This is a genomic window from Gramella sp. AN32 (genome assembly GCF_023718305.1).
GTDB classification, from domain to species: domain Bacteria; phylum Bacteroidota; class Bacteroidia; order Flavobacteriales; family Flavobacteriaceae; genus Christiangramia; species Christiangramia antarctica.
Genome location: NZ_QEYO01000008.1, coordinates 105,032 through 130,642, shown reverse-complemented (window position 1 = coordinate 130,642; position 25,611 = coordinate 105,032). Strand labels below are relative to the sequence as shown.

Below are 25,611 nucleotides of genomic sequence, written 5' to 3'. Positions count from 1 at the left end.
GATTTTAGTAATGAGTATTAAGTAAACATTACATTAAAGATTTTATTAAAGAATAATTCATTTTTTGGATTTCAACAACTTCATCTAAAATAGGTTGTACTAGATTTTCAGAAGTTAGTTTCAATTTATAGGCTAATGTTAATTGGGTAAAAAGCTCATAAGAAGAACCGCTGGCAATACTTAAAAAATTTCTGAATTCACCTTTCGTATTTCTACCGGCACCTTCAGCAATATTGGATGCGACAGAGATAGCACTTCTTCGAATCTGACTGGTTAAACCGTATTTTTCAGCTGGTGGAAAACCTGAACTTAAAACATAGATTTCTTCAGCAACTTTCATTGCCTTCGTCCAAACTTTTAATCCTTCTAATTTGTGCATTTTATAAGTACTCTTTACTCAATACTAACTACTAGTTCCTAAGTGGTTTCCCCTTTTTCAGCATATGCTGAAGCCTTTCTAAAGTTTTACGTTCTCCTGTAAGCGACAGGAATGCTTCACGTTCCAGTTCTAATAAATACTGCTCACTTACCATCTGGTTTTCTGAAAGGTCACCACCGGCCATTACATACGCCAGTTTATTAGCGATCTTTTTATCATGTTCACTGATATATTTACCTGCCGCCATCTGGTCGGTTCCCACAAGGAATGCTCCCAATGCCTGTTTACCCAGCACTTTAATATCTGTTCTTTCAATTGGTTTGGTATAAGCGTTTTCTGCCATTAATAAAGCATGCTTCTTTGCTATGGCTAACTGGCGGTCCGGATTCACCACCACGATATCTTTTCCTTTCTGAAGGATATTCAGGTCATAAGCTTCATACGCCGAAGTAGATACTTTCGCCATTCCAATAGTAAGGAAGTGTTCTCTTAGTCGGTTTAATTCCACATCATCTTTTTGAAAAGTATCAGAAGCCCTTACGGTCATTTCTTTTGTCCCGCCACCACCTGGGATCACGCCCACGCCAAATTCAACTAAACCAATATAGGTTTCAGCTGCGGCTACAACCATATCTGCATGAAGTGACAGTTCACATCCACCTCCTAAAGTCATAGCATGTGGCGCAGCGACTGTGGGAATAGCCGAGTAGCGCATTCTCATCATGGTATCCTGGAAATATTTGATCGCCTGGTTCAATTCATCATATTCCTGCTCAACGGCCATCATAAAGATCATCCCGATATTGGCACCCACGGAAAAATTCTTACCACTATTGGCCACAACCAGTCCCTGATACTCTTTTTCAGCTATATCGATCGCTTTGTTCATTCCATCCAGAACATCACCGCCAATAGAGTTCATTTTACTTCGGAATTCAACATTTAGAATACCGTCGCCGAGATCTTCAACCACAACACCACTGTTTTTGAAAACTTCTTTGGATTCCCTGATATTATCAAGAATAATAAAGGCATCCTGACCGGGAACTTTCGTTTGTTTTTTCTCGTCTATATTATAGTAATAGGTATTTCCTTCTTTTACGGTGTAGAAACGGTCGCTTCCGCTTTCCAGCATTTCATTTACCCAGGCCGCAGGTTCATAACCTTCAGCTTTCATCATTTCTATACCTTTCTGCACCCCAATCGCATCCCAGATCTGGAATGGACCATGTTCCCAGCCGAAACCGGCTTTCATGGCATCATCAATTTTATAAAGTTCGTCTGAGATTTCAGGAATTCTATTAGAAACGTAAGCGAAAAGTGCAGAGAAACTTTTTCTATAGAAATCCCCGGCTTTATCTTTACCATTTATAAGTACTTCAAAACGGTCAATTACATTATCAATAGATTTGGTTTGTTCCAGAGTTGCAAAAGAAGCTCTTTTTTGTTCTCTATATTCTAAAGTATCCAGGTCTAAAGATTTGATCTCACTGGAACCATCTTCTTTTTTTTCTTTTTTGTAGAATCCCTGACCGGTTTTACTTCCCAGCCATTTTTTTTCCATCATATTATTGATGAAATCTGGCAAAGCATAAAGATCGTGAGCCTCATCACTGGGCACATTTTCATGCAATCCATTGGCAACATGCACCAAAGTATCTAATCCTACCACATCAACGGTTCTAAAGGTAGCCGACTTCTGGCGACCAATTATCGGTCCGGTAAGTTTATCTACTTCTTCTATGCTCATCCCCATATCTTTTACCATATGGAAAAGGCTCATTATTGAAAAAATACCAATTCTGTTTCCTATAAAAGCCGGAGTGTCTTTTGCAATAACCGCCTTTTTACCCAAAAATTTTTCACCGTACATTTCGAGAAATTCTAAAACTTCTGGGGAAGTTTCCTTTCCCGGAATAATTTCAAATAACCTTAAATATCGCGGAGGATTGAAGAAGTGAGTTCCACAGAAATGTTTTTTAAAATCATCACTACGACCTTCAGTCATGAAATTAATAGGAATACCTGAAGTATTGGTAGTGATCAAAGTTCCCGGTTTTCTGTGTTTTTCAAGCTTTTCAAAAACCTGTTTTTTAATATCAAGTCTTTCTACAACCACCTCTATAATCCAGTCAACTTTGGAGACTTTATGTAAATCATCTTCTAAATTCCCGGTTTCAATTCTGGAGACAAAATCTTTGTGATAAATAGGTGAGGGTTTGGATTTTACAGCTTCCTGAAATGAACTGTTCACGATCCTGTTGCGAACCACTTTGTCTTCCAGGCTCAGGCCTTTTTTCTTTTCGACATCATTCAACTCTCGAGGCACAATATCGAGCAACAGTACTTCAACCCCAATATTGGCAAAATGACAGGCAATGCCACTTCCCATAATTCCGGAGCCGATAACTGCAACTTTATTTATCCTTCTTTTCATTTCTTGATATTTAATTATTTAATACTGATTTCTTCAGTGTAGATTTTCTTTTCGCTTATTAATGCTAAAATAGTATTAGCAACATCATTAAAGGTTTTTAGGTCTTTTTCTGAAACCGATTCTTTCACTGCCTCGTCGAACCTTAGCACCACCCGTTTTGAATAATCCCTCATCTCCTTTCCAAAATCGGTTAAATAGATTAGAACACTTCTGCCATCCTTTGGGTTCTTCTTACGGATGATTAGACCTTTTTCTTCCATTGTTTTTAGGATCCTGGATAAACTGGTCGCTTCCATTCCCATTTTTGGACCCAATGAGGTTGAAGGCGTACCTTCTTCAGGATCAATGCTTAACAATGCGAAACCTGTCGCCATAGTACTTCCGGCTTTTCCGGCTTCTTCATTGTACATTTTGGAAACCGCCATCCAGGTGGCCCGTAAAACATAATCAATAGTCTTTTCCTTCATAAGGTTCATCAAAGTTAGAAAAAAATATTATGCATGCATAATAAAATTTTATGTTTTATATTATTTTGGGAAGATTATTTACAACTAAATCAAAAACTCCCCTGAAAAAGGAGAGTCTTTCAAAAATTAAAGTAATTCTCTATTAACGTGCGTAGAGCTTTTCATATAATTCTTTATATCGTTCCCGAATATTTCTGCGTTTTAATTTCATGGTAGGGGTAAGGTGATTTTCTTCTACAGACCAGACTTCGGGAGTGAGTTCAAAGGTTTTTACCCGCTCCCATTTTCCAAATTTTTCGTTGTAAAAATCAATATCTTGCTGAATACGCTCTTTAACCATATTATTTTCGGCAATAGATTTTGTAGAATCATCTCCCAGATCAATCTTTTTCTTCCTGGCCCAGTCTTTAATAAAATCAAAATTAGGCTGAATTAATGCCGCGGGCATTTTTTCGCCATCACCTACCACCATGATTTGTTCAATAAATCGAGACTGCTTCATCGTATTTTCCAGCAACTGGGGTGCCACATATTTTCCTCCTGATGTTTTGAACATTTCCTTTTTACGATCGGTAATCTTAAGAAAGTTATCACTATCCAGCTCACCAATATCGCCGGTATGGAAAAAACCTTCGGCATCTATCACTTCATTTGTCTTATCTTCATCTTTATAATATCCTTTCATAATGTTGGGACCTTTGGCCAGAATTTCACCGTCATCAGCAATTTTAACTTCCACATTGTCCAGAACACGGCCTACAGTGCCAATTTTGAATCCTCCTTCGCGTTCGTCGTTCACCGCGATAACGGGGGAAGTTTCCGTTAACCCATAACCTTCCATAACCGGAATTTCAGCAGCGGCAAAAACCCGGGCAAGCCTTGGTTGTAAAGCGGCACTACCAGAAACGATCAATTCAATATTACCACCAAGTCCTTCCTTCCATTTTGAAAAAATAATTTTCCTGGCAATTTTCAGCTTAAATTCATACCAAAAACCATTTGCTCCATAGGGTTCGTATTCTAGGCCCAATTCTACCGCCCAAAAGAATAAGTTCTTTTTTATTCCCTCCAGAGCAGTTCCTTTAACGATAATTTTTTCATATACTTTTTCCAGGAGACGAGGAACAGCAGTGATCACATGTGGTTTTACTTCCTTCAGATTTTCGCTGATACTCTCAATGGATTCAGCAAAATATACCGATACAGAATAATATTGGTATAAATAAAGGATCATTCTTTCGAAAATGTGGCAAACCGGTAAGAAGCTTAGTGCCACATAGGTTCCGGTCTCAAAAGGAACCCGGGGAGCACTTCCTAAAACATTGCTTACAATATTATTATGGGAGAGCATCACCCCTTTTGGTCTTCCCGTAGTTCCTGAAGTATATATTATGGTAGCAACATCGTCTTTGGTTACCTTTTCTTTTAGACCATCTACTTCAGCCTGATTAGACTTATTTTCTCCACTCTCCAAAATTTCTTTCCAGTTCTTGCAACCTGGTATTTCGTCAAAAGAATACACTTCCTTCATTTGCGTGTTCGCCTTTATTTTGTTGACTTTTTCCAATACTTCCTTATCTGAAACAAAACAATAAATCGCCCCGCTATGAGAAAGTACATATTCATAATCTTCTTCAGAAATGGTAGGATAAATTGGCACATTTTGAGCCCCCAACTGCATGATCCCAATATCCATGATACTCCATTCAGTTCTATTGGATGATGAAATAATCGCGATCTTATCATTGGGTTGCACCCCCAAATTTAAGAGCCCCCGGCTGATTGTATTTGCCTGATCTATATATTCCTGGGTAGAAATTGTTTTCCATACACCATTATATTTAGTTCCGAAAGCTTTATCTAAAGGAAAATTTTTAAGCTGATAATAGGGAAAATCGAAAAGTCTTTTAATATCGTTCATTGTGGTAGCCGGTTTGCATATACCTTGCAAAATAGCAAAAAAGCGGGCTACTTCAAATGGATAATTCAAAAAAGAAGGGATGTTATTAGCATCCCTTCAACTATTTTAGAAAATTAGAGGGAATTATTTCTTTTCAAGCCATTTTCTGGCATTTACAAATCCTTCTAACCAAGGGGAAACTTCATCTTTCCTATTTTCAGGATAATGAGCCCAGTTCCACTGGAAGGTAGAACGTTCCAAATGCGGCATCATCACCAAATGCCTGCCGGAATCATCAGTTAAAATTGCGGTATTAAAATGAGATCCGTTAGGATTGGCAGGATAACCTTCATATCCATATTTTCCAACGATCTTATATTTTTCTTCTTCATATGGAAAACTAAATTTCCCTTCACCGTGGGCTGCCCAAATACCCAATTTGGAACCAGCAAGTGTTGATAGCATTACCGAATTATTCTCCTGAATTTCTACGGAAGTAAAATTACACTCGAATTTATGGGATTCATTATAAAGCATTTTTGGCTTCTGTTCATGATCTGGATTAATCAGGCCTAATTCTATAAATAACTGGCAGCCATTACAAACACCCAGGGATAGCGTATCTTCTCGTTGAAAAAATGTATCCAGGGCCTTTTTTGCTTTTTCATTGTAAAGAAATGCTCCAGCCCAACCTTTGGCACTTCCCAAAACATCTGAGTTAGAGAATCCTCCAACCGCCGCGATAAACCTGATATCTTCCAAATCCTCACGACCTGAAATAAGATCGGTCATATGAACATCTTTTACATCAAAACCGGCTAAGTGCATGGCCCTGGCCATTTCCCTCTCTGAATTTGATCCTTTTTCCCGAATGATCGCTGCCTTTATCTTGGGTTGAGATTTCTCATTTGCATTCGAAATGACAGGGAGTTTACCGGTAAAATGCTCCGGAAATTTGAATTCGAGCGGTTGTTCTTTATAATTATGAAAACGCTCGGTTGCTTTATCTATTCCGCTTTGTTTTTTATCAAGCAGGAAAGAAGTTTTATACCAGGTATCCCTTAATTCCCTGATATCGAAACTAAATTCTTCGGAATTATTTTTTATGGAAAGTATATCACTTTCAGTAACTTTTCCAATGTTGAAAAATTCAATCTTCTTTTCTTTCAGAATAGATTCAATTGAACCATCCTTTGCCTGAAAAACGATTCCGCAGTTTTCATTGAATAATAATTTTATAATGTCACTTTCACCCAAGGCTGAAAGATCCAGATTTGCCCCAAGATTATTATCGGCAAAACACATTTCCAATAGCGTGGTAATGAATCCGCCAGAAGCGATATCATGCCCGGCAACTATTAATTCTTTTCGAATTAATTCCTGAACTGTATCAAAAGCATTTTTAAAGAATTCATCATTTTTAATTGACGGGACTTCATTTCCAACTTTATTTAAAATCTGTGCGAAAGAAGATCCCCCAATTTTAAAATTATCCTGGGAAAGATTGATATAATAAATGTCGCCACCGTTTTTCTTTAATACGGGTTCAACCACTTTAGAAATATCATCGCAATGACCAGCCGCTGAAATTATTACCGTTCCGGGTGAAAGCACCTCACCATCTTTATATTTTTGCTTCATGGAAAGTGAATCCTTTCCGGTAGGCACATTTATCCCCAGAGAAATAGAAAATTCAGAAACTGCTTTTACTGCTTCATATAGTCTGGCATCCTCACCTTCGTTATTACATGGCCACATCCAGTTTGCAGATAGTGATATAGATTTTAGACCTTTTTCTAAAGGTGCCCAAATAATATTCGACAATGATTCTGCAATAGAATTTTTTGAACCAGCTACCGGATCTACTAAACCGGAAATAGGGGAGTGGCCTATAGAAGTTGCCACACCATTCTTTCCCTTATAATCCAGAGCCATCACCCCAACGTTGTTCAGGGGTAATTGTAGCGGACCGGCAGTTTGCTGTTTAGCAACCCTTCCGGTTACACAGCGGTCAACTTTGTTGGTCAACCAGTCTTTACAGGCAACTGCTTCCAATTGTAAAACCTGTTTTAAATAATCCTGAAGATTTTTAGCGTTGTATTCAGGATTAGAATAATCCCGGGTAATGCTAACATCATTCATGATCGTTTTGGGAGAACTTCCAAACATATCGGCAAGTTCCAGATCCATGGGTTTTTTTCCCGATTTTTTCCCTTCAAAGGTAAAGCGATGATCTCCGGTTACATCGCCAACTTCATACATTGGCGAGCGTTCCCTATCTGCAATACGTTTTAATTTCGGGATATCTTCTGGGCTTATTACCAATCCCATTCGTTCCTGGGATTCATTACCTATAATTTCTTTTGATGAAAGGGTAGGATCCCCAACCGGTAAGGCATCCAGATCAATTTTACCGCCTTTTTCCTCCACTAATTCACTAAGACAGTTTAAATGGCCGCCTGCACCATGGTCATGAATGGAAACGATGGTGTTTTCGTCGCTTTCAATCATTCCCCGAATGGCATTGGCTGCCCGTTTTTGCATTTCAGGATTTGATCGCTGGATCGCGTTTAATTCAATCCCGCTACTTAATTCACCGGTATCTGCTGAAGAAACCGCTGCACCGCCCATACCAATCCTATAGTTTTCCCCACCAAGAACTACAATTTTATCACCTTTTTCAGGGGTATCTTTTAAGGCTTGATCCGCTTTGCCATATCCAATCCCACCGGCCATCATAATCACTTTATCAAACCCCAGTTTGCGATCATGTTCAGTATGTTCAAAAGTGAGCACAGACCCGGCGATTAAAGGCTGGCCAAATTTATTTCCAAAATCTGAAGCACCATTGGAAGCTTTAATCAAAATATCTATGGGGGTTTGGTACAGCCAATTTCTTTCTGCCATCCCTTCTTCCCATTTTCTATCTTTCTCGAGACGAGAATAAGATGTCATATATACTGCAGTCCCAGCTAATGGAAGTGAACCTTTTCCACCGGCAAGCCTGTCCCGAATCTCACCACCGCTCCCGGTCGCTGCTCCGTTAAAAGGTTCTACCGTAGTGGGAAAATTATGGGTTTCAGCTTTTAAAGAAATCACCGAATCGAAATCTTGATTTTCGTAAAAATCAGGCACATCCGGAGACTTAGGAGCAAATTGTTGGACTCGTGGACCTTTTACAAAAGCAACATTATCTTTATAAGCAGAAACTATATCATTCGGGTTTTCTTCTGAAGTTTTCCTAATCAACTTAAATAATGAAACCGGCTTTTCTTCCCCATCGATCACAAAGGTTCCATTGAAAATTTTATGGCGACAATGTTCAGAATTTACCTGGGAAAACCCGAACACTTCGGAGTCAGTTAGTTTCCTGCCTAATTTTTCAGAAAGCTCTTCGAGATATTGAATCTCTTCAGCATTTAAGGCAAGGCCTTCTTCAGCATTGTAAGTTGTGATATTATCAACTTCAATAATAGATTCAGGATGAACATGAATATCAAAAATCTCCTGATCCAAAGTTTTGTATTTCTGAGAGAGCATGGAATCGTAATCGTGAAAATGCTCGTCTACCCGCATAAATTCCTCGATCCTTATAATACCGTGAATTCCCATATTTTGAGTGATCTCCACAGCATTTGTACTCCAGGGAGTGATCATGGCGGCACGCGGACCAACAAAAAAATCTGCCAGGGCAGATTTATATATTTGTTGAGTGTTTCCGAAAAGCCAGTTTAATTTGGAAATTTCCTGGGCTGAAAGTTGTGAGTGCGTTTCCACTGCAAAAACTTTCATGGTTTGGTTTCCGAAGAAAAGGATCATTATGATGTGTTTGTGTTGTTTAAGAAAGCAACAAATTTATAATTTTTTAACTGAAAAACGGGTAGCACCTTTGCACTAATTCGCGGCTATTTTTTCTCCAGTAAAGCCATGTAAAAACCATCATATCCAGATTCACTGGAAAGAATAGTTTTCTCCTTAAGTAATGTGAAATTAGCGCCTTCACCGGTTTTTAAAAATTTTTGTACCTGCTGTTGATTTTCTGAAGGAAGGATGGAACAGGTCGCGTAGACCATTTTTCCTTTAGACTTCAAAATTTTGGAGTATTTTTCAAGAATTTCAGCCTGTTCCTTTCGAATGCTATCTAAAAATTCTGGTTGAAGTTTCCATTTTGCATCAGGATTTCTACTTAAAACTCCCAATCCGCTACATGGCGCGTCGATCAAAACACGATCTGCGGAATTATAAAGTTTTTTGATCACCTTCGTGGAGTCGATCTCCCTGGTTTCAATGTTATGTGCCCCGGCCCTTTTTGCCCGTCGCTTTAATTCTTTAAGCTTATTGCCATAAATATCCAGCGCGATAATTTGCCCTTTATTGTCCATCAAAGCCGCCAGGTGAAGCGCTTTTCCCCCGGCACCGGCACAGGTGTCCACGACCCGCATCCCGGGTTGTACGTCTAAAAGCTCGGCGACACGTTGTGAAGAAGCATCTTGAACCTCAAACAAACCATCCTGAAATGCTTTTGTTCTAAAAATATTGGAACGTTCTTTTAATTCAAGAGCTTCGGGGTAATTATTAAGATTTGAAGTTTCAATCCCTTCTTCCCTTAAAATATCAGCTAAAGATTTTGGATCGGTTTTGAGTTTATTGGTCCTAATTACAACCGGAGCCTGTTCATTCAAAGCATGTATCTCTTTGGTCCAGACTTTTTCCCCCAATTCCTTAACACCAACTTCATCCATCCAGTCTGGAATAGATTCCCGATATTTCCTAATCTTGCTCAATTCATCAAAACGGCCTTTTATACGTCGTTCCGGCGTTTTTTCTAATTGAGGCCAGTCCGGTAATTTCACTCCGCGAAGAACGCACCATACCGCGAAAAGCCTAAATAGGTCTTCTCTGGAAAAAGGTTGCTTTACTTCAGCAATTTCAGCATAAAGTCTTTTCCATCGAACAATATCATAAATCGTTTCAGCAACAAAACTTCGGTCTCGCGAGCCCCATCTTTTATCCCGCTTTAAGGTTTTTTGAATAGTCTTATCGGCATATTTTCCATCGTTAAAAATTTCAGCTAAAGCATCGATACTGGCAAAAACGAGATTTCTATGTAAGCGCATATTGTTCTTTAAAGCCGCAAAGTTAAGGTTTTTTGTACGGGATTAATTTATATTTGATTCAAATTCAAGTTATGAGAGTTGCCTGAACAGGAATATGAAATGAACGTCGTTAAAAATTTGCAAATTGCTCCTGATGCTGGGAAGACCATTAAAAACAATTAATATCTACATATGAAAAAAGTATTGATTTTGGTGCTTCTGATCATTTCTTCCTGTAAAAAAGAAAAGAAGGAGATTGATGTGATTGATGAAGAACTAAAACAGGTTGCTGAATATTCCACTATAGAAATTGAACCTATCCTGGAGATGGATTCTTTAAGCGTGCGGGCAATTGAAATCATTGGAAATAATGTAGCTTTTGCAGCCAATAATGGAACTTATGGATTATATAATGCTGCAAATAATACCTGGAAAATAAATACCCAAAAATTTGAAGAATTTTCACCTGAATTTAGAGCAGTAGCTTCTACTGCAAATGATTTTTTTATGCTAAGCGTGGGAAGTCCTGCACTTTTATATAAAACCGGGGATAATGGAAATATGGAACTGGTTTATCAGGAAAATGATGAAAAAGCCTTTTATGATGCTATTGCTTTTTGGAATGATAAAGAAGGAATTGCTATAGGTGATCCTACTGAAACTTGCATTTCTATCATCATTACCCGTGATGGTGGCAAATCATGGAATAAAATTGCCTGTGAAAATTTACCGGAAGCTGCAGAAGGCGAGGCAGCCTTTGCCGCGAGTAATTCAAATATCGCAATTAAAGGTAATAAAGCGTGGGTCCTGACCGGCGGAGTGAAGTCAAGGATTTTTTATACGGAAGATAAAGGCAAGAGCTGGGAAGTTTTTGATACTCCTATTTTGCAGGGGGAACCCACACAGGGCGGGTATAGTTTAGATTTTTATGATGATAAAAACGGTTTTATTATTGGCGGGGACTATACAAAACCCAACGGAAATATTGCAAACAAGTCTATAACCAGTGATGGGGGAAAAACCTGGCAATTAGTCGCAGATAGTATTAATCCGGGTTATAAAAGCAGTATACGATATGTGCCAAATTCCAGTGGAAAACATTTAATTGCCACCGGTTTTACTGGAATAGAATATAGCAGGGATGCTGGTAAATCCTGGCAACATATGAGCGATGAAGGATTTTACACGATGCGGTTTTTGAATGATTCTACAGCCTATGCGGCAGGGAAGGGGAGAATAGCCAGAATAAGATTTAGATAAAAAATAAACCGCTTAGATTTTCTAAACGGTTTATTTAACTAACCAACCAAAAACTAAATTTGAATAAATAACTAGTTACTACTAGAATTTCTATTTCCTTTTTTGCTTCTATACTCTTTAATTAATTTTTTATGAAAGTCATCCTCAAGCTTTTGCAGTTTGATAATATCTTTAGAAGAAATGATCGCTTTCATATCCTTAAAAAACTGTTTTTTTAATTTATATTCTTCGCTTTCTACAGTCAAAAATTCATCTAGAAGGTCATTGGCTTCAGCTTCGTTAATGCATTCAACTTTTTCGGGGTCTATACGTTCACGTTCATGCAATTCATAACGTTTCTTTTCATAGGCATTATAAACCGGCCAGAATTTTTCCGCCACCTTTTCGGTCAAATTAAGTTCCTGGGTGAAAAATGCTACTTTAAGTGCTTTTATCCTTTCCCACTGTGCTTCACGGTCTTTGTCCTGCGCGTTCACGGTAGGCATTAGTGCGAAAATAAATAATATTAAAACTGTTTTTTTCATATGCTATTCTAAAATGAAATCAGAATTATCAAGATTTCCCTCTATATAATCTAAAGCGACATCTTCGTTCACCTCTTTGAAATCTTCATCTGTAACTAAAATATTGTTAACATCTAAAAATTCGGAATATTCAGGTGTATTCAAATCGATATATCCCATATCATAACCCTCATCGATATAATTTTCAATTGCAGAAAGTTCTACTGAATCCCAGGTTATTAAACTCGTACTGGACTTTTCAATATTGATGCCAAAATAAAGTAGCACCACTGCGGCAATAGCCGCAGCCATATATAAATATTCGTTTTTCTGATTATCAACTTGAATTGGCGATCCTATTTTTTGCAAAATAGAATCCTCGATATTGTCAAAATAGGCCTCGGGAACCTTGAAGCCAGATTCATTTTTTTCCGTGATAATATAATTTTCTTCAGAAATTTTTGAAAGGATTTGCTCTTCCATATTTGCAAAATAATCTGTAGGGATATTAAATCCCGACTTATCTGGCCATATGTTTTTATTCTCTTTCATTACAATATTTTGACTCTATTTTCCGTAAAAGGTTTAATTAGTGATTAAGTATTCTTCTATTTTCTTGGCAGCGATATGATAAGATGCTTTTAAAGCACCTTCACTCGTATCCAAAATCTCTGCCATTTCCCGATATTTTAATTCCTGAAAATATTTCATATTGAAAACCTGTTGTTGCCTTGCAGGTAATGTGGCGATCGCCTTTTGCAATTTTAGCTGTATTTCGTCGCCTTCAAAATAAACATCAGACTCTAGATTATTAATAATTTGATCCTGAAGCTCTTCTGATGTAATTTGAAACAGTCGCGCTTTTTTATTTAAAAAGGTAATAGATTCATTGGTGGCGATTCTATACATCCAGCTATATAATTTACTGTCACCTTTAAATTTATCGATATTCCTGTATACTTTGATAAATGTATTTTGAAGCACATCATCTGCATCTTCATGGTTTTTAACCATATTTCGAATATGCCAGTACAAACGCTCCTTGTAGATACCAATCAACTCCCGGAAGGCTTCCTGGGAAGTAGACTTATCTTTTAATCGAAGAACAAATAAGTTTTCAGTTGCACTCAAACTTCCTATGGTAAAAACATGATTGATGAATGGGATAAAGGTAATTAAAAGCGGAAACGAATAAAATTTAATTCAATTGAACTTGCATGAAGGAAAAATATTACAAAATATTTTATTTATCCGATAAAAAGGATAAAAAACAGATAAAAAGCATAAATAATTTTGTTAATTCAATTTTTGACTTATCTTTACCAGAGAAATAAGGATTTAATCTTTTTTTGCCCCAAACTTAATTTTTTGAATCTTTATAATTTACGTTTGCCCCAAAATGTAAATTGTTTCACTAAAAAATGGATGATACCTACTATCATCCATTTTTTTATTTGTCAAAATTTGCGATATTTATAATTATTTAAGTTAGTTATGAGAATATTACAATTTTTTTCTTTTTTAATGATAATGTGTTTTTCGTCTGAAGCCCAGGAGCAAAGCGTTCCTAAAATAGGAGACGAATTAACCATAGGTAATTCTATGCAATTTGGTTACCGACATCTGGATCTTCCGCAGGCTAATTTTATCATCAAAAAATATGGCCGCTTAAATTATGATCAATTAATTGGGAAATCTGTAGTGGTCACTGCGGTTCGATCCAAAAAAAATAATATCACAGTAGTTCTGGAGCGGGCCGATGGTAAAAAATTCTTCGGTAGTTTTGCTTCGATAAAAGCCGACTATCAGGAGGCCCTGCGTAGCGAGGAATTAAAAAAAACTTAGCCTGTCCGGCTTATTCAAAAGACTGCATTTCAACCAGTTTCCTGTAGGTACCATCTTTTGCCAGTAATTCTGCATGCCTGCCCTGTTCCACAATTTCTCCTTTTTGCATTACTATAATATTGTCTGCATTTTGAATTGTGGAGAGCCTATGCGCGATAACAATGGATGTACGGTTACGCATCATGTTTTCCAGGGCTTTCTGTACGAGCTTTTCACTTTCTGTATCTAAAGCTGAAGTTGCTTCGTCCAGGATCATAATTGGCGGGTTTTTAAGTACCGCCCGGGCGATCGATAATCGCTGTTTCTGGCCACCGCTTAATTTATTCCCGCTGTCACCAATATTGGTTTCCAACTGTTTGGGTAGATCTTTTACAAACTCCCAGGCATTAGCAATTTTTAAAGCTTCAATAATTTCTTCTTCAGTAGCATCTGTCTTTCCAAGAGCAATATTATTTCGTACCGTGTCATTGAAGAGAATAGAATCCTGGGTTACCAGTCCCATTAAATTTCGAAGGGACTTCTTCTTAATATCCCTAATATCCTTTCCGTCAATTTTGATGAACCCTTCATTTACATCATAGAAACGTGTGATTAAATTGGCAATAGTAGATTTTCCAGAACCCGATTGACCCACCAAAGCAACCGTGTTTCCTTTTGGAACATTTATGCTAAAGTTTTTAAGCACATTTTCATCCTCATATTTAAAGTTGATATTTTCGATTTCAATTTTTTCTTCAAAACTTTCTTTTTCTTCCGCATTGGGTTGATCTATAATCGTTGGCTCAGTTTCCAGAATGGAGAGTATTCTTTCCGCAGCGGCATTCCCTTTTTTGATGCTATAACTGGCTTTGGAAATTTGTTTGGCCGGAGTCAAAATATTATAGGCCAAAGCCATAAAAGCGATAAAAGTTTCAGGATTTAAAGTGCCTTCAACCAAAACCATATGTCCGCCGTACCATAAGATAATTACAATTACAAAAATGCCAAGAAATTCACTGGTGGGGGAAGCAAGGTTTTGACGGTTTACCAGACTGTTCAAAATGTTTTTTAACCTATTCGTGGATTCCTGAAATCTCGCATAAAATTTTTCTTCGGCATTAAAACCTTTAATAATCTTTAAACTGGAAAGGGTTTCTTCTACAATGGTAAGAAAATGGCCATTTTCTTCCTGGGCCAAATTAGATTTCTTCTTAAGTTGTTTCCCGATAACAGAAATGATAAAGCCAGAAATTGGTAGGAAAACGAAAACAAAAACCGTGAGCTCTACACTCATCGTTAACATGGCGATAACAGTGAAAATAATCGTAAGCGGCTCCCGTACAATCAATTCCAGAATGGAAAGAAATGAATTTTGAACTTCATTTACATCAGCAGTAATTCTGGAGATGGTATCCCCTTTTTTCTTTTCTGAAAAATAAGCAATCTGAAGGCCTAGAATCTTGTGATACATGGCATCCCGAAGATCCCGCAACACACCATTCCGAAGAAAGGTTAGAAAAAAAGAACTTAAATAACCGAATAAATTCTTCAGAAAAAATAGAAGGACAACGAGTCCGCAAATAAGCATTAAAGCGCCAACTTCATCTTCGTTAACCCTTTCAGTAATATAATAATTGAAGTAATCAGATCCGTAATCTTTGAGTTCAGCAAATGTTCCATCCCAGACAGGCTTTATAGCAACGCGTCGTGTTTTATCAAATAACACCTGGATTACAGGAATTAGCGCAATAAACGAGAGCGTACTAAAAATTGCATAGAAAATATTGCAAATAATATTCAGGATCGCGAATCGCTTGTAAGGTATTGCGAACTGAAGTATCTTCCTAAAATAGGTCATGTAAAAGTTGTTAGCCCAGCTTTAAATCTTCCTTAATCCTTGAGATCTTATCGCTTAATTGCTGATGAGTTTCCTGATATGCTTCTACAGATTCCAGATTCGTATTTACACTGATATAAAATTTGATTTTTGGCTCTGTTCCACTTGGCCTGGCTGCGATCTTGGTACCATTTTCGGTATAATAGATCAATACATTCGACTTGGGAATATCAATTGGCCGTTCTTCATGATTTTGAAGATCTTTTGCTACAGAAGATTTATAATCCTCAAGCAGAACCACTTTTTCTCCATCAATTTCCTGCCAGGGATTTTCACGAAGATCGATGAGCATTTGTTTTATTTCCTGTTCACCTTCAATCCCTTTTTTAACCAATGAGATCAGTTCTTCTTTATAAAGACCATATTCCACATAAAGTTCCAGAAGTTTTTGATAGATAGAACTGTTTTCAGATTTAAGCTTTGCCGCAATTTCACAGGAGAGGAGGGTAGCGGTCACCGCATCCTTATCCCTCACAAAATCACCAACCATATAACCAAAACTTTCTTCGCCACCGCCAATGAATTGAAGCTCAGGATGATCTTTGATCAATTTTGCGATCCATTTAAAACCGGTAAGTACTTCTTTATATTCTACGCCATATGCTTCAGAAATATTTTTAAGCATGGGCGTAGAAACGATGGTAGAAGCTATAAATTCCTTTCCTTCTATTTTACCTGCATTTTTCCATTCTTCCAATAAAAACCAGGTCATGATCAACATGGTTTGATTTCCGTTCAAAAGGATCATTTCCCCATTTAAATCCCTAACCGCAACCCCAAGTCTGTCACAATCGGGATCGGTGCCAATCACTATATCAGCATCTTCCTTATCGGCTATTTTTAAAGCCATTTCCAAAGCCTCTGGCTCTTCAGGATTTGGTGAAACTACGGTTGGGAAATTACCATTGGGCTCACGTTGTTCCTCTACAATGCTAACGTTCGTGAAACCTGCTTTTTCCAAAACATCCGGTACCAGGGTGATAGAAGTACCGTGAAGGGAGGTGAAAACAATCTTTAAATCATTTCGGGCACCATTTTTTTGATCAAAACTTCCGTTTTTTATCGATGCTTTAATAAATGACTGGTCAACTTCTGAATCGATTTTTTCAATAAGTGATTCATCAGCATTAAAATTGATATCCTGATAATCGAGATTATTAATAATATCGATTAATTCTAAATCCTGCGGCGGCACAAGCTGCCCGCCGTCGTTCCAATAAACTTTATAACCGTTATATTCAGGTGGATTGTGACTTGCGGTCAAAACAATTCCACATTGGCAGCCAAGTTCCCGCAAGGCATAGCTTAATTCCGGCGTAGGGCGGAGTTCTGAAAATAGAAAGACTTTTACTCCATTTGCAGAAAAAACATCAGCGACTACTTTTGCCAGTTCCTGACTATTATTTCGGCAATCGTAAGCGATGACTGCTTTAAGTTCTTCCGAAGGAAAACTTTGCTTTATATAATTTGATAATCCCTGAGTATTTTTTCCTAGCGTATAACGATTGATCCTGTTGGTTCCAACGCCCATGATTCCCCGCATCCCGCCGGTTCCAAATTCAGCATCTTTATAAAAACTTTCTTCAAGTTCTTTGGGATGCTTAGAAATTAGTTCATTAACGTTATTTCTCGTTTCTTCATCAAAAATTTCATGCAGCCATGCTTCAGCTTTCTGAAGTATTTCAGGTTTATGTGTTGCCATAATAAATTATTATTTCCGTCGCTAAAATAAGGATTTCTGCGTGAACGGTTTAAATATTTGAAGTGGTTTTCTTGATAAGATAGCGCTCTCGATCTCTTTTGGATCTTAAGATCAATTCTCCCAAAAATCCAGCAAGAAAAAATTGGGTCCCGATAATCATAACGGTGAGCGCAATGTAAAACCATGGATTTAAAGCTACCAGGGTGTTTGGAATCCCATGGTATAATTTGTAAAGCTTTGAAAAACCAATATATCCGGCACTTAAAAATCCAATTAGAAACATTAAAACACCCAGGGAACCGAATAAATGCATGGGGCGTCTTCCAAATTTCGAAAGGAACCAAATGCTTATAAGGTCCAGAAAACCATAAATAAAGCGGTTCATCCCAAATTTCGTGTTTCCGTATTTTCTTGCCTGGTGCCGTACTTCCATTTCTGTGATCTTATAAAAACCGGCATTTTTGGCCAAAACCGGAATGTAACGATGCATTTCCCCATAAACATCGATATTCTTGATCACATCGCGTTTATAAGCTTTTAGGCCACAATTGAAATCATGAAGTTTTACACCTGAAGTTTTTCGTGCCGCAGCATTAAAAATCTTTGAGGGAAAGTTCTTGGTAAGTTTATTATCGTAACGTTTCTTTTTCCAGCCGGAAACAAGCTCAAATTTTTCTTCAGTAATTAAGCGATATAATTCAGGGATTTCTTCAGGGTTATCCTGAAGGTCTGCATCCATGGTGACCACTACATTTCCCTGGGCTTCAAGGAATCCCGCGTGAAGTGCCTGTGATTTCCCATAATTTCGATTAAACTGAATTCCTTTAACCCGATCGTCTTTTTCAGATAAATTTTTGATTGTTTTCCAGGAACCATCGGTACTACCATCATCGATAAAAATAATCTCATAGGAAAAGGAATTGGATCGCATAACTTCTGCGATCCAATTATATAATTCAATTAAAGATTGTTCTTCGTTTAGAAGTGGTATTACAACCGATATCTGCATTCCTAATTATGAGTTGGCTCTTTTTCTCGAAAAATTAAAGCAATAATAAGTCCTATTATGGAAAAGAATACCAATTGAGACGCAAAACTAATCGCGATATTCTTAATAGAGAATGTATCTTCCTCCTGAATTTTCGTCATTGCTTCATTCAATTGATCTTCAGGCATTCCAAATTTTTCCATCATTGCAGCTTGTTTTTCCATGGAGAGTTCCTTCAAGGTTTCAGCAGCATCAGGATCTACCACATTAAAAAGAATTAAGCTAAAAATCGTTGCAATGAATAATCCAATAACTATAGTTAGAAAATAAACTGAAAATGCCTCTTTAAAAGAAAACAATGTTTCACTAAATTTTTTGGCCTTCTTGACCGCAAGAATACTTAAGAAAAGAATTAAAATAAAATTAATTGCAATTAAATACCATTCTGTCATTAAAGAAATGTCAAAGGCATAAATTATAACAGTTATTAAAATAAGTGCTACGCCAAGATACACGCCGTAACTTGTCCCAAGTTTTTTAGAAGATGCTTCCATAATTTTATTAGTTAGTTGATTTTAGCAATTAGTTAACAAAGATAGTAAAACGTTACACCACATTTTCCATAAATTTTTTTCTAAATCCATTTGTTCTTCTTGAAATATTGGTTAAATTTGCACCTCGAAAAATAAAAGAATAAAGCGATGAAGCAGGGAACGCATCCAGAAAATTATAGATTAGTAGCTTTTAAAGATATGTCTAATGAAGATGTATTCTTAACCAAATCTACTGCAAAAACTAAGGAAACTATCGAAGTTGAAGGTACTGAATATCCATTAATCAAATTGGAGATTTCCCGAACTTCTCATCCTTATTATACTGGTCAAACTAAACTTGTGGATAGCGCAGGTAGGATCGATAAGTTTAAGAACAAATATTCTAAATTCAAGAAAAAATAATTTTTCTGGATTTTTTAAAAATATAAGCCGCTTCTAGCGGCTTTTTTGATTTTAAATCATTTTACTTTTATTGGAACTCTTATTTTTGAAAAAAACTGCAATGAATTATATTTTATTCGACGGCGAATCCAGAAAAAATCTTCTCCCTTTTACATATACAAGGCCTGTGGCTGATATTCGAATTGGCATTTTAACTATTCGGGAAAAATGGCAAAAATTCTTAAAAACTGAAATTACTTCTACTAAAACTGAAGATTATCTAAGTGGTAAATGGCCCTTAAAGCTTAAAAATGAAAATATTTTCATCAATGCTTCGGTTTTGCCCAATACAAATTTGATGAATGCTATTCAGAATTTAAAGCCTAATCAAAAACTTGTTGTCCAGGAAACATTGATCGCTTACGCTTCTGAAAATAATGTGAAAGATCTGGAAGGATTTGAAACTATTTCAGAAGACCTGGATATTTTTAAGATTTCAAATACCTGGGATATATTTTCTTTGAACGGAAAAGCGATCGAAGAAGATTTTGAATTGTTGACTGCAGGGAGAAAATCCCAGCCAGTTCCTGCATCTAATTATGTAAAACATCCTGAAAAGATATTTATTGAAGAAGGCGCCGAAGTTGAAAATTGTTCTTTAAATGCCTCTACCGGTTCCATTTACATAGGTAAAAATAGTGTAATCATGGAAGGTTCTCTCATTCGAGGTCCGTTTAGCCTGGGTGAAGGAGCAACTATAAAACTGGGTGCCAAAATTTATGGGCCAACCACAATAGGTCCAAATAGCAGGGCGGGAGGAGAGATCAATAATTCAGTACTATTCCAAAATTCCAATAAAGGGCACGATGGTTTTTTAGGAAATTCAGTACTGGGTGAATGGTGCAATATTGGGGCAGATTCTAATAACTCCAACTTAAAAAATAATTACGCAGAAGTGCGGCTTTGGAATTATAATACTGAAAACTTTGCCAAAACAGGTTTGCAATTTTGTGGTTTGATAATGGGAGATCACAGTAAATGTGGGATCAATACCATGTTTAATACGGGTACGGTTGTGGGAGTTAGTGCTAATATTTATGGTAGCGGCTTTCCAAGAAATTTTATTCCCAGTTTTAGCTGGGGCGGGAGTGCAGGCATGACCACGTATAAAATGGATAAAGTATTGGAAACTATAAAAATTGTTCTGGATCGTCGCGGTATTGAAATGTCTACTGAAGATGAAAAAATACTCCATCACATTTTTGAAGAAACTGCTAAATGGAGAAAGACCTAATTCAAATTTTATAAACGTTTAAAACTTAATATCTTTACCTCCCATTTTAATGACTAAAATGTCCAAGAAAGTTGCTTTTTACACTTTAGGTTGTAAACTGAATTTTTCAGAAACATCCACTATTGCCAGATCTTTTGAACAAGAAGGGTTTGATCGGGTGGAATTTAGTGATGTTGCCGATATTTATGTTATTAATACCTGTTCTGTTACCGAAAATGCTGATAAGCGTTTTAAAACCATCGTAAAAAAGGCGCAGGAAATTAATAAAGATGCTTTTGTAATCGCTGTAGGCTGTTATGCCCAGTTAAAACCTGAAGAATTAGCTGATGTTGAAGGAGTAGATCTTGTTCTTGGCGCCACTGAAAAATTCAAAGTCACCGATTATCTGAACGATCTTTCCAAGAATGATTTTGGAGTAGTACATTCTTGCGAAATCAATGAAGCCGATTTTTATGTAGGATCCTATTCGGTTGGCGATCGTACCCGGGCATTTTTAAAGGTTCAGGATGGTTGTGATTATAAATGTACTTATTGTACGATCCCTTTAGCGCGGGGAATAAGTAGAAGCGATAAACTGGAAAATGTGCTTCAGAATGCCAGGGAAATTAGTGGACAGGGCATTAAAGAAATTGTATTGACCGGGGTTAATATTGGGGATTACGGCAAGGGGGAATTCGGCAATAAAAAACATGAACACACTTTCCTCGACCTGGTAAAAGCCCTGGATAAAGTTAAGGGAATCGAGAGGTTAAGAATCTCCTCAATTGAACCTAATCTTTTAAAGAATGAGACGATAGATTTTGTTTCTGAAAGTAAAACGTTTGTACCCCATTTTCATATCCCCCTGCAAAGCGGGAGTGATAATATTTTAAAGAAAATGCGTCGTCGCTATTTGAGTGGCCTATATGTGGACCGGGTTAAAAAGATAAAAAAAACGATGCCCCAGGCATGCATTGGAGTTGACGTGATTGTAGGTTTTCCTGGGGAGACAGACGAGAAATTTTTAGAAACCTATAATTTTTTAAACGAACTGGATATTTCTTATTTACACGTTTTCACATTTTCTGAAAGGGATAACACGCCAGCAGCAGAAATGGAAAATCCTATCCCACTTAAAATTCGTAAAAAGCGGAGCAAAATGTTGCGTGGTCTTTCAGCTAAGAAGCGAAGAGCTTTTTATGAAAGTCAGTTGGGCGGAGAATTTACGGTGCTTTTTGAAGGTGAAAATAAAGGGGGATATATTCAGGGTTTTACTGAAAATTATGTGAAAGTGAAAGCTCCATGGAATCCGGAGCTTGTAAACACTTTACAAAAAATTAAACTTACCGAAATTGATGATGATGGCCTGGTAAGATTTGAAAGGGTTGAAACAGCAATAGCTATCTAGATATTTATTCCAACAGGCAATAAATCCTTATATTTTCTTCTGTTTTTTCTGATAAAACCGGCAATTTCCGGACTTGTAGGTACAACACGTGTATTACGCTCTTTGATTTCTTCCAGAACTGCCTCAATAAAATCGTCAGTTCGATCTTCTGTGTTTTCTGGCATTTTAACTTTGGTAAGGAAAATTTTTCTTTCCTGTTGAGAATATTCAATTGTTGCCAATTGATCATTAAACCGAGTTTCAAACTGCCTTAAGAACTCATTGTCTGTAATCTTAACTTCTTCATCAATCATGTTTATGTGTATTTAGTCCATGGGAACTTCTATAAGAAGTACCTTGGAGCGGTTATTAAAATTTAACGTGAATTCTGAAGTTTTCCATATACCTATGCCATCACGTTTCTCGAGTAAAGTGCCTTCAATTTCTACTTCTCCGTCAATCACAAACATATAAACCCCATGTTGTTCATTATGAAGGGTATACTCAATTTTCCTGCCATTTTCAAATTCACCCATGCTTAACCAGGCATCCTGATTAATCCACAATGAATCCGCAATAGTTTTATTTTTAGGAGTAACTATTGTGGTGAGTTCATTTAATTTCATCAAAGGAGCGAAATTTCGCTGCTCATATCTTGGTTTCAAACCAGGTTTTTCCGGGAATATCCATAATTGTAGCATATTCAATTCTTCCTGGGAAGAGTTAAACTCGCTATGTTCAATTCCAGTGCCCGCACTCATTACCTGAACTTCCCCGGCATTGATCACTTCAGAGTTATCCATACTATCCCGATGTTTGACCAATCCTTTTAAAGGGATGGAAATAATTTCCATATTATCGTGTGAATGTGTCCCAAAGCCCATTCCGGCCTGAACCGTATCATCATTTAGAACTCTTAATTTTCCGAATTGAACTCTTTCCGGATCATAATGATTTGCGAAACTAAATGAGTAATTTGCTTTAAGCCAACCATAGTCAGCATTTCCACGCGTATTTGCTAGGTGTATAACTTTTTTCATGAAATGATCGAAGTAAATTTGAAAGAAGTTCTATTAAGCCTTAATTTTGAACTTAAATTTACGATTAAAACTTGCGAATTGCTGTTATATCCCTGTTAAAATGAAGAATGGAGAGGAGTTAATACATGTGTACTTTATGCCTGGGATGGCGGCAGCGTCTTCTATATTTGAGTTTATTAATTTACCTGAAGATCAGTTTAAAATGCATTTGCTTGAATGGGAAATTCCTGGCAGGGAGGAAGGTCTGGTGGAATATTCGAAAAGAATAGCTGTGGAAATCAAACATCCGAATGCTGTTTTGATTGGGGTAAGTTTTGGCGGAGTTATTGTTCAGGAAATGGCAAAGTTCCTGGATTTACGGAGAGTGATTATTATTTCGAGCGTAAAGTGCCATCATGAACTTCCACCAAGGATGAAATTTGCCGCTAAAACCGGATTGTTTAAATGGATACCCACCGGTTTGGTAGATTATGTTGATTATTTTGAAAAGATTGCTTTTAGCGATTTTCTTAAAAAAAGGGCGAAGCTTTATAAACAGTATATTTCTATTCGGGACAAGAAATATTTAGATTGGGCTATAAAAAATATGGTAACTTGGAAATGTGAGAAGCCCGATGAAGAAATAATTCATATCCATGGTGATGAGGATGTGGTATTTCCCATTAAAAATATTAAAGATGCCATTATAGTAAAGGGTGGGACCCACATTATGATAGTGAACCGTTTTCGTTGGTTCAATGAGAATTTACCTGAATTAATACGCACCGGGAAACTCAAAAAAAAGAATAAGAACAAACAATTTATATAGTTATGAAGAATTTGAAAAATGCCGCAATGATTGTTGGATTATTGGCAATTTGTTGGGTAAGCATATATGCAGTTCAGCAAAAACCTGAAACAACTCAGGAAACTCCTTCAAAAACCAACAATAAGAGTGTTGCTGAAGGTTACCGAATTGTTTCTTTACCAATGCCTGAAAATCTTGAATTTGCCGGGGAAGATGTTCCTTTAGATGACCCGGATGTTTATGAAAGAATGGACAGGGAATTATTGGTTAATACCTACTGGCAATCTAATGCTTTATTGCTCATGAAACGTGCTCATAAATATTTCCCCATTATTGAACCTGTATTAAAAGAAGAAGGCATACCCGATGATTTCAAATACTTAGCAGTGATAGAAAGTGGCTTAACCCAGGCAGTTTCTCCTGCAAAAGCAACCGGATTCTGGCAAATTTTGGAAAGCACAGGAAAAGATTATGGCTTAGAGATCAATTCGAATGTTGATGAAAGGTACCATATTGAAAAATCTACCCGAGTGGCCAGTGACTATTTAAAAAAGGCAAAAGCAAGATTCGGTTCATGGACACTGGCAGCCGCTTCTTATAATGCGGGGCAATACGGTGTAGATAAACAGCTGGATAGACAAAACGTAGGAAGCTATTATGATTTACTGTTAGGCGAAGAAACTGGAAGATATGTATTCCGAATTCTGGCTTTAAAGGAGATTATGGGAAATCCGGAAAAATATGGTTTTGATTTTGAAGAAAACGATTTATACAAACCGATAGCTACCAAAAAAGTAAAAGTGGACACGGTAGTTTCAAACTTTCCCAATTTTGCTGAAAAATTCGGGATCAATTATAAAATCCTGAAGGTTCATAATCCATGGTTGAGAGATGATAATCTTAAGAATGCTTCAAGAAAGACTTATTATATAGAAATTCCGGAACAAGGGAATTATCCGCCAGTGAAATGATTAATTTCCTAGAAGATTATCAGCATATTCACTTTCAAAATTAAGGAGTAAATTTTTTGAAATAGAATTGTCTATTGCTTCAAAATTCTTGCGATAGGCAATTTCTTCATCGGTTTGAAAAGATGGAAAGACACTTCTTTGTATCGCCATTATTTTCTTGTCCCCGGAAATTAAAAAACATGTAGGTAGGCCAAGAGAATGTTTTAATTTTCGAATCACAAAATCCTGTTCATTTGTAGATTCGTCAACAAAGGTTATTTTTATTTTAGGATTAAATTGTTTTGCCAGTTCTTTTACCTTAGAATGCGAATCCCAAAATAATACTACGATATCAACTTTTTTAGCATATTCATCAGCTAACTGATTCAAGGCTGGAATTTCCCCTTTTCCAGGAATGCACCAGGAAGCGTAGGTGATTAAGAGCATTGGTTTTTTAAATTCGTATAAATGAACAGGTTTCTTTTTTAGGTTCCTTACTTTAAAGTTATCCATATAAGTTCCCTCCAAAAAATCTGATGTAAATTCCTTGAATAGTCGTTCACCTTCTTTGTAGTCCTTGTAAAAATAGGCGCGATCTGCACGCTCATTATACTCCTTAAGGTGCATGGAAAGTGCTGTGGAGAAATAGGTTTTATCTTTCTCGATTCCTTGTGATTGGGTAGTAAGCGTAAAGAAAATGATTAGGGGTAGAAGTATCTTCATTCAGCTCGATTAGGGGTTTGAACAAAGGTACTAATCACTTGAAGTCTTATCGAAAATTTTCGT

At 36.9% G+C, this 25,611-nt stretch carries 23 protein-coding genes; 7 read left to right on the top strand and 16 right to left on the bottom strand.

Annotated features, from left to right (window positions below):
- Positions 1-28 precede the first annotated feature (28 nt).
- From DHD80_RS10995 to DHD80_RS10970, 6 genes are all read right to left on the bottom strand, one after another.
- Entirely contained in the window at positions 29-379 is a 351-nt protein-coding gene (locus DHD80_RS10995; protein WP_251741225.1) for a four helix bundle protein, read from the bottom strand.
- Between the two features lie 31 nt (positions 380-410).
- On the bottom strand, positions 411-2,816 hold the full coding sequence (locus DHD80_RS10990) for a 3-hydroxyacyl-CoA dehydrogenase/enoyl-CoA hydratase family protein (RefSeq protein WP_251741224.1): 2,406 nt from the start codon (positions 2,814-2,816) through the stop codon (positions 411-413).
- A 14-nt stretch (positions 2,817-2,830) separates the two neighbouring features.
- Positions 2,831-3,283: a MarR family transcriptional regulator gene (locus DHD80_RS10985; RefSeq protein WP_251741223.1), complete on the bottom strand. Its 453-nt coding sequence runs from the start codon at positions 3,281-3,283 to the stop codon at positions 2,831-2,833.
- A gap of 142 nt (positions 3,284-3,425) precedes the next feature.
- A complete protein-coding gene (locus tag DHD80_RS10980; RefSeq protein ID WP_251741222.1) occupies positions 3,426-5,204 on the bottom strand; it encodes an AMP-dependent synthetase/ligase in 1,779 nt (592 codons plus the stop codon).
- A 123-nt stretch (positions 5,205-5,327) separates the two neighbouring features.
- Positions 5,328-9,002, bottom strand: a complete 3,675-nt coding sequence (gene purL, locus DHD80_RS10975) for a phosphoribosylformylglycinamidine synthase (RefSeq protein WP_251741221.1) — start codon at positions 9,000-9,002, stop codon at positions 5,328-5,330.
- Between the two features lie 86 nt (positions 9,003-9,088).
- Positions 9,089-10,300, bottom strand: a complete 1,212-nt coding sequence (locus DHD80_RS10970; protein WP_251741220.1) for a methyltransferase domain-containing protein — start codon at positions 10,298-10,300, stop codon at positions 9,089-9,091.
- A 171-nt stretch (positions 10,301-10,471) separates the two neighbouring features.
- Here DHD80_RS10970 and DHD80_RS10965 point away from each other — a divergent pair, with 171 nt between their 5' ends.
- Complete coding sequence (locus tag DHD80_RS10965) at positions 10,472-11,539, top strand: oxidoreductase (RefSeq protein ID WP_251741219.1); 1,068 nt, start codon at positions 10,472-10,474, stop codon at positions 11,537-11,539.
- 71 nt (positions 11,540-11,610) lie between these two features.
- On the opposite strand, the gene DHD80_RS10960 is transcribed toward DHD80_RS10965, so the two are convergent.
- The 3 genes from DHD80_RS10960 to DHD80_RS10950 are packed head-to-tail and all read right to left on the bottom strand — an operon-like array spanning position 11,611 to position 13,173.
- The gene (locus DHD80_RS10960) at positions 11,611-12,063 is read right to left on the bottom strand and encodes a hypothetical protein (protein WP_251741218.1); all 453 of its coding nucleotides are present in this window, start codon (positions 12,061-12,063) and stop codon (positions 11,611-11,613) included.
- A gap of 3 nt (positions 12,064-12,066) precedes the next feature.
- Positions 12,067-12,594: a hypothetical protein gene (locus DHD80_RS10955; RefSeq protein ID WP_251741217.1), complete on the bottom strand. Its 528-nt coding sequence runs from the start codon at positions 12,592-12,594 to the stop codon at positions 12,067-12,069.
- A 33-nt stretch (positions 12,595-12,627) separates the two neighbouring features.
- Positions 12,628-13,173 (bottom strand): RNA polymerase sigma factor, encoded by a 546-nt coding sequence (locus DHD80_RS10950; RefSeq protein WP_251741216.1) that lies wholly within the window; start codon positions 13,171-13,173, stop codon positions 12,628-12,630.
- Between the two features lie 393 nt (positions 13,174-13,566).
- Between DHD80_RS10950 and DHD80_RS10945 the strand changes: the two genes are divergently transcribed.
- Entirely contained in the window at positions 13,567-13,887 is a 321-nt protein-coding gene (locus DHD80_RS10945) for a hypothetical protein (protein WP_251741215.1), read from the top strand.
- A 10-nt stretch (positions 13,888-13,897) separates the two neighbouring features.
- On the opposite strand, the gene DHD80_RS10940 is transcribed toward DHD80_RS10945, so the two are convergent.
- From DHD80_RS10940 to DHD80_RS10925, 4 genes are read right to left on the bottom strand one after another with little or no spacing between them, the layout of a single operon-like run.
- Positions 13,898-15,724: an ABC transporter ATP-binding protein gene (locus DHD80_RS10940; RefSeq protein ID WP_251741214.1), complete on the bottom strand. Its 1,827-nt coding sequence runs from the start codon at positions 15,722-15,724 to the stop codon at positions 13,898-13,900.
- A gap of 10 nt (positions 15,725-15,734) precedes the next feature.
- A complete protein-coding gene (locus DHD80_RS10935; protein WP_251741213.1) occupies positions 15,735-17,465 on the bottom strand; it encodes a phospho-sugar mutase in 1,731 nt (576 codons plus the stop codon).
- Between the two features lie 49 nt (positions 17,466-17,514).
- Positions 17,515-18,474, bottom strand: a complete 960-nt coding sequence (locus tag DHD80_RS10930; protein ID WP_251741212.1) for a glycosyltransferase family 2 protein — start codon at positions 18,472-18,474, stop codon at positions 17,515-17,517.
- 2 nt (positions 18,475-18,476) lie between these two features.
- Entirely contained in the window at positions 18,477-19,007 is a 531-nt protein-coding gene (locus DHD80_RS10925) for a DUF4199 domain-containing protein (RefSeq protein WP_251741211.1), read from the bottom strand.
- A gap of 147 nt (positions 19,008-19,154) precedes the next feature.
- Here DHD80_RS10925 and DHD80_RS10920 point away from each other — a divergent pair, with 147 nt between their 5' ends.
- The 3 genes from DHD80_RS10920 (at position 19,155) to mtaB (ending at position 22,069) form a co-directional block, all read left to right on the top strand.
- A complete protein-coding gene (locus tag DHD80_RS10920) occupies positions 19,155-19,409 on the top strand; it encodes a type B 50S ribosomal protein L31 (protein ID WP_251741210.1) in 255 nt (84 codons plus the stop codon).
- A 100-nt stretch (positions 19,410-19,509) separates the two neighbouring features.
- Complete coding sequence (locus DHD80_RS10915) at positions 19,510-20,682, top strand: GlmU family protein (RefSeq protein ID WP_251741209.1); 1,173 nt, start codon at positions 19,510-19,512, stop codon at positions 20,680-20,682.
- Between the two features lie 58 nt (positions 20,683-20,740).
- Complete coding sequence (mtaB, locus tag DHD80_RS10910; protein WP_251741208.1) at positions 20,741-22,069, top strand: tRNA (N(6)-L-threonylcarbamoyladenosine(37)-C(2))-methylthiotransferase MtaB; 1,329 nt, start codon at positions 20,741-20,743, stop codon at positions 22,067-22,069.
- On the opposite strand, the gene DHD80_RS10905 is transcribed toward mtaB, so the two are convergent.
- Complete coding sequence (locus DHD80_RS10905; RefSeq protein ID WP_251741207.1) at positions 22,066-22,362, bottom strand: N-acetyltransferase; 297 nt, start codon at positions 22,360-22,362, stop codon at positions 22,066-22,068. The genes mtaB and DHD80_RS10905 overlap by 4 nt on opposite strands.
- 12 nt (positions 22,363-22,374) lie before the next feature.
- Positions 22,375-23,088 carry a pirin family protein gene (locus DHD80_RS10900; RefSeq protein ID WP_251741206.1) on the bottom strand — a complete coding sequence of 238 codons (714 nt, stop codon included), beginning with the start codon at positions 23,086-23,088 and terminating at the stop codon, positions 22,375-22,377.
- Between the two features lie 100 nt (positions 23,089-23,188).
- Here DHD80_RS10900 and DHD80_RS10895 point away from each other — a divergent pair, with 100 nt between their 5' ends.
- Entirely contained in the window at positions 23,189-23,896 is a 708-nt protein-coding gene (locus tag DHD80_RS10895) for an alpha/beta hydrolase (RefSeq protein ID WP_251741205.1), read from the top strand.
- A gap of 2 nt (positions 23,897-23,898) precedes the next feature.
- On the top strand, positions 23,899-24,846 hold the full coding sequence (locus DHD80_RS10890) for a lytic transglycosylase domain-containing protein (protein WP_251741204.1): 948 nt from the start codon (positions 23,899-23,901) through the stop codon (positions 24,844-24,846).
- Here DHD80_RS10890 and DHD80_RS10885 read toward each other — a convergent pair whose 3' ends face one another.
- Positions 24,847-25,548, bottom strand: coding sequence for a TlpA disulfide reductase family protein (locus DHD80_RS10885; RefSeq protein WP_251741203.1), 702 nt, complete (start codon positions 25,546-25,548; stop codon positions 24,847-24,849). It lies immediately after the preceding gene.
- Between the last annotated feature and the right edge of the window lie 63 nt (positions 25,549-25,611).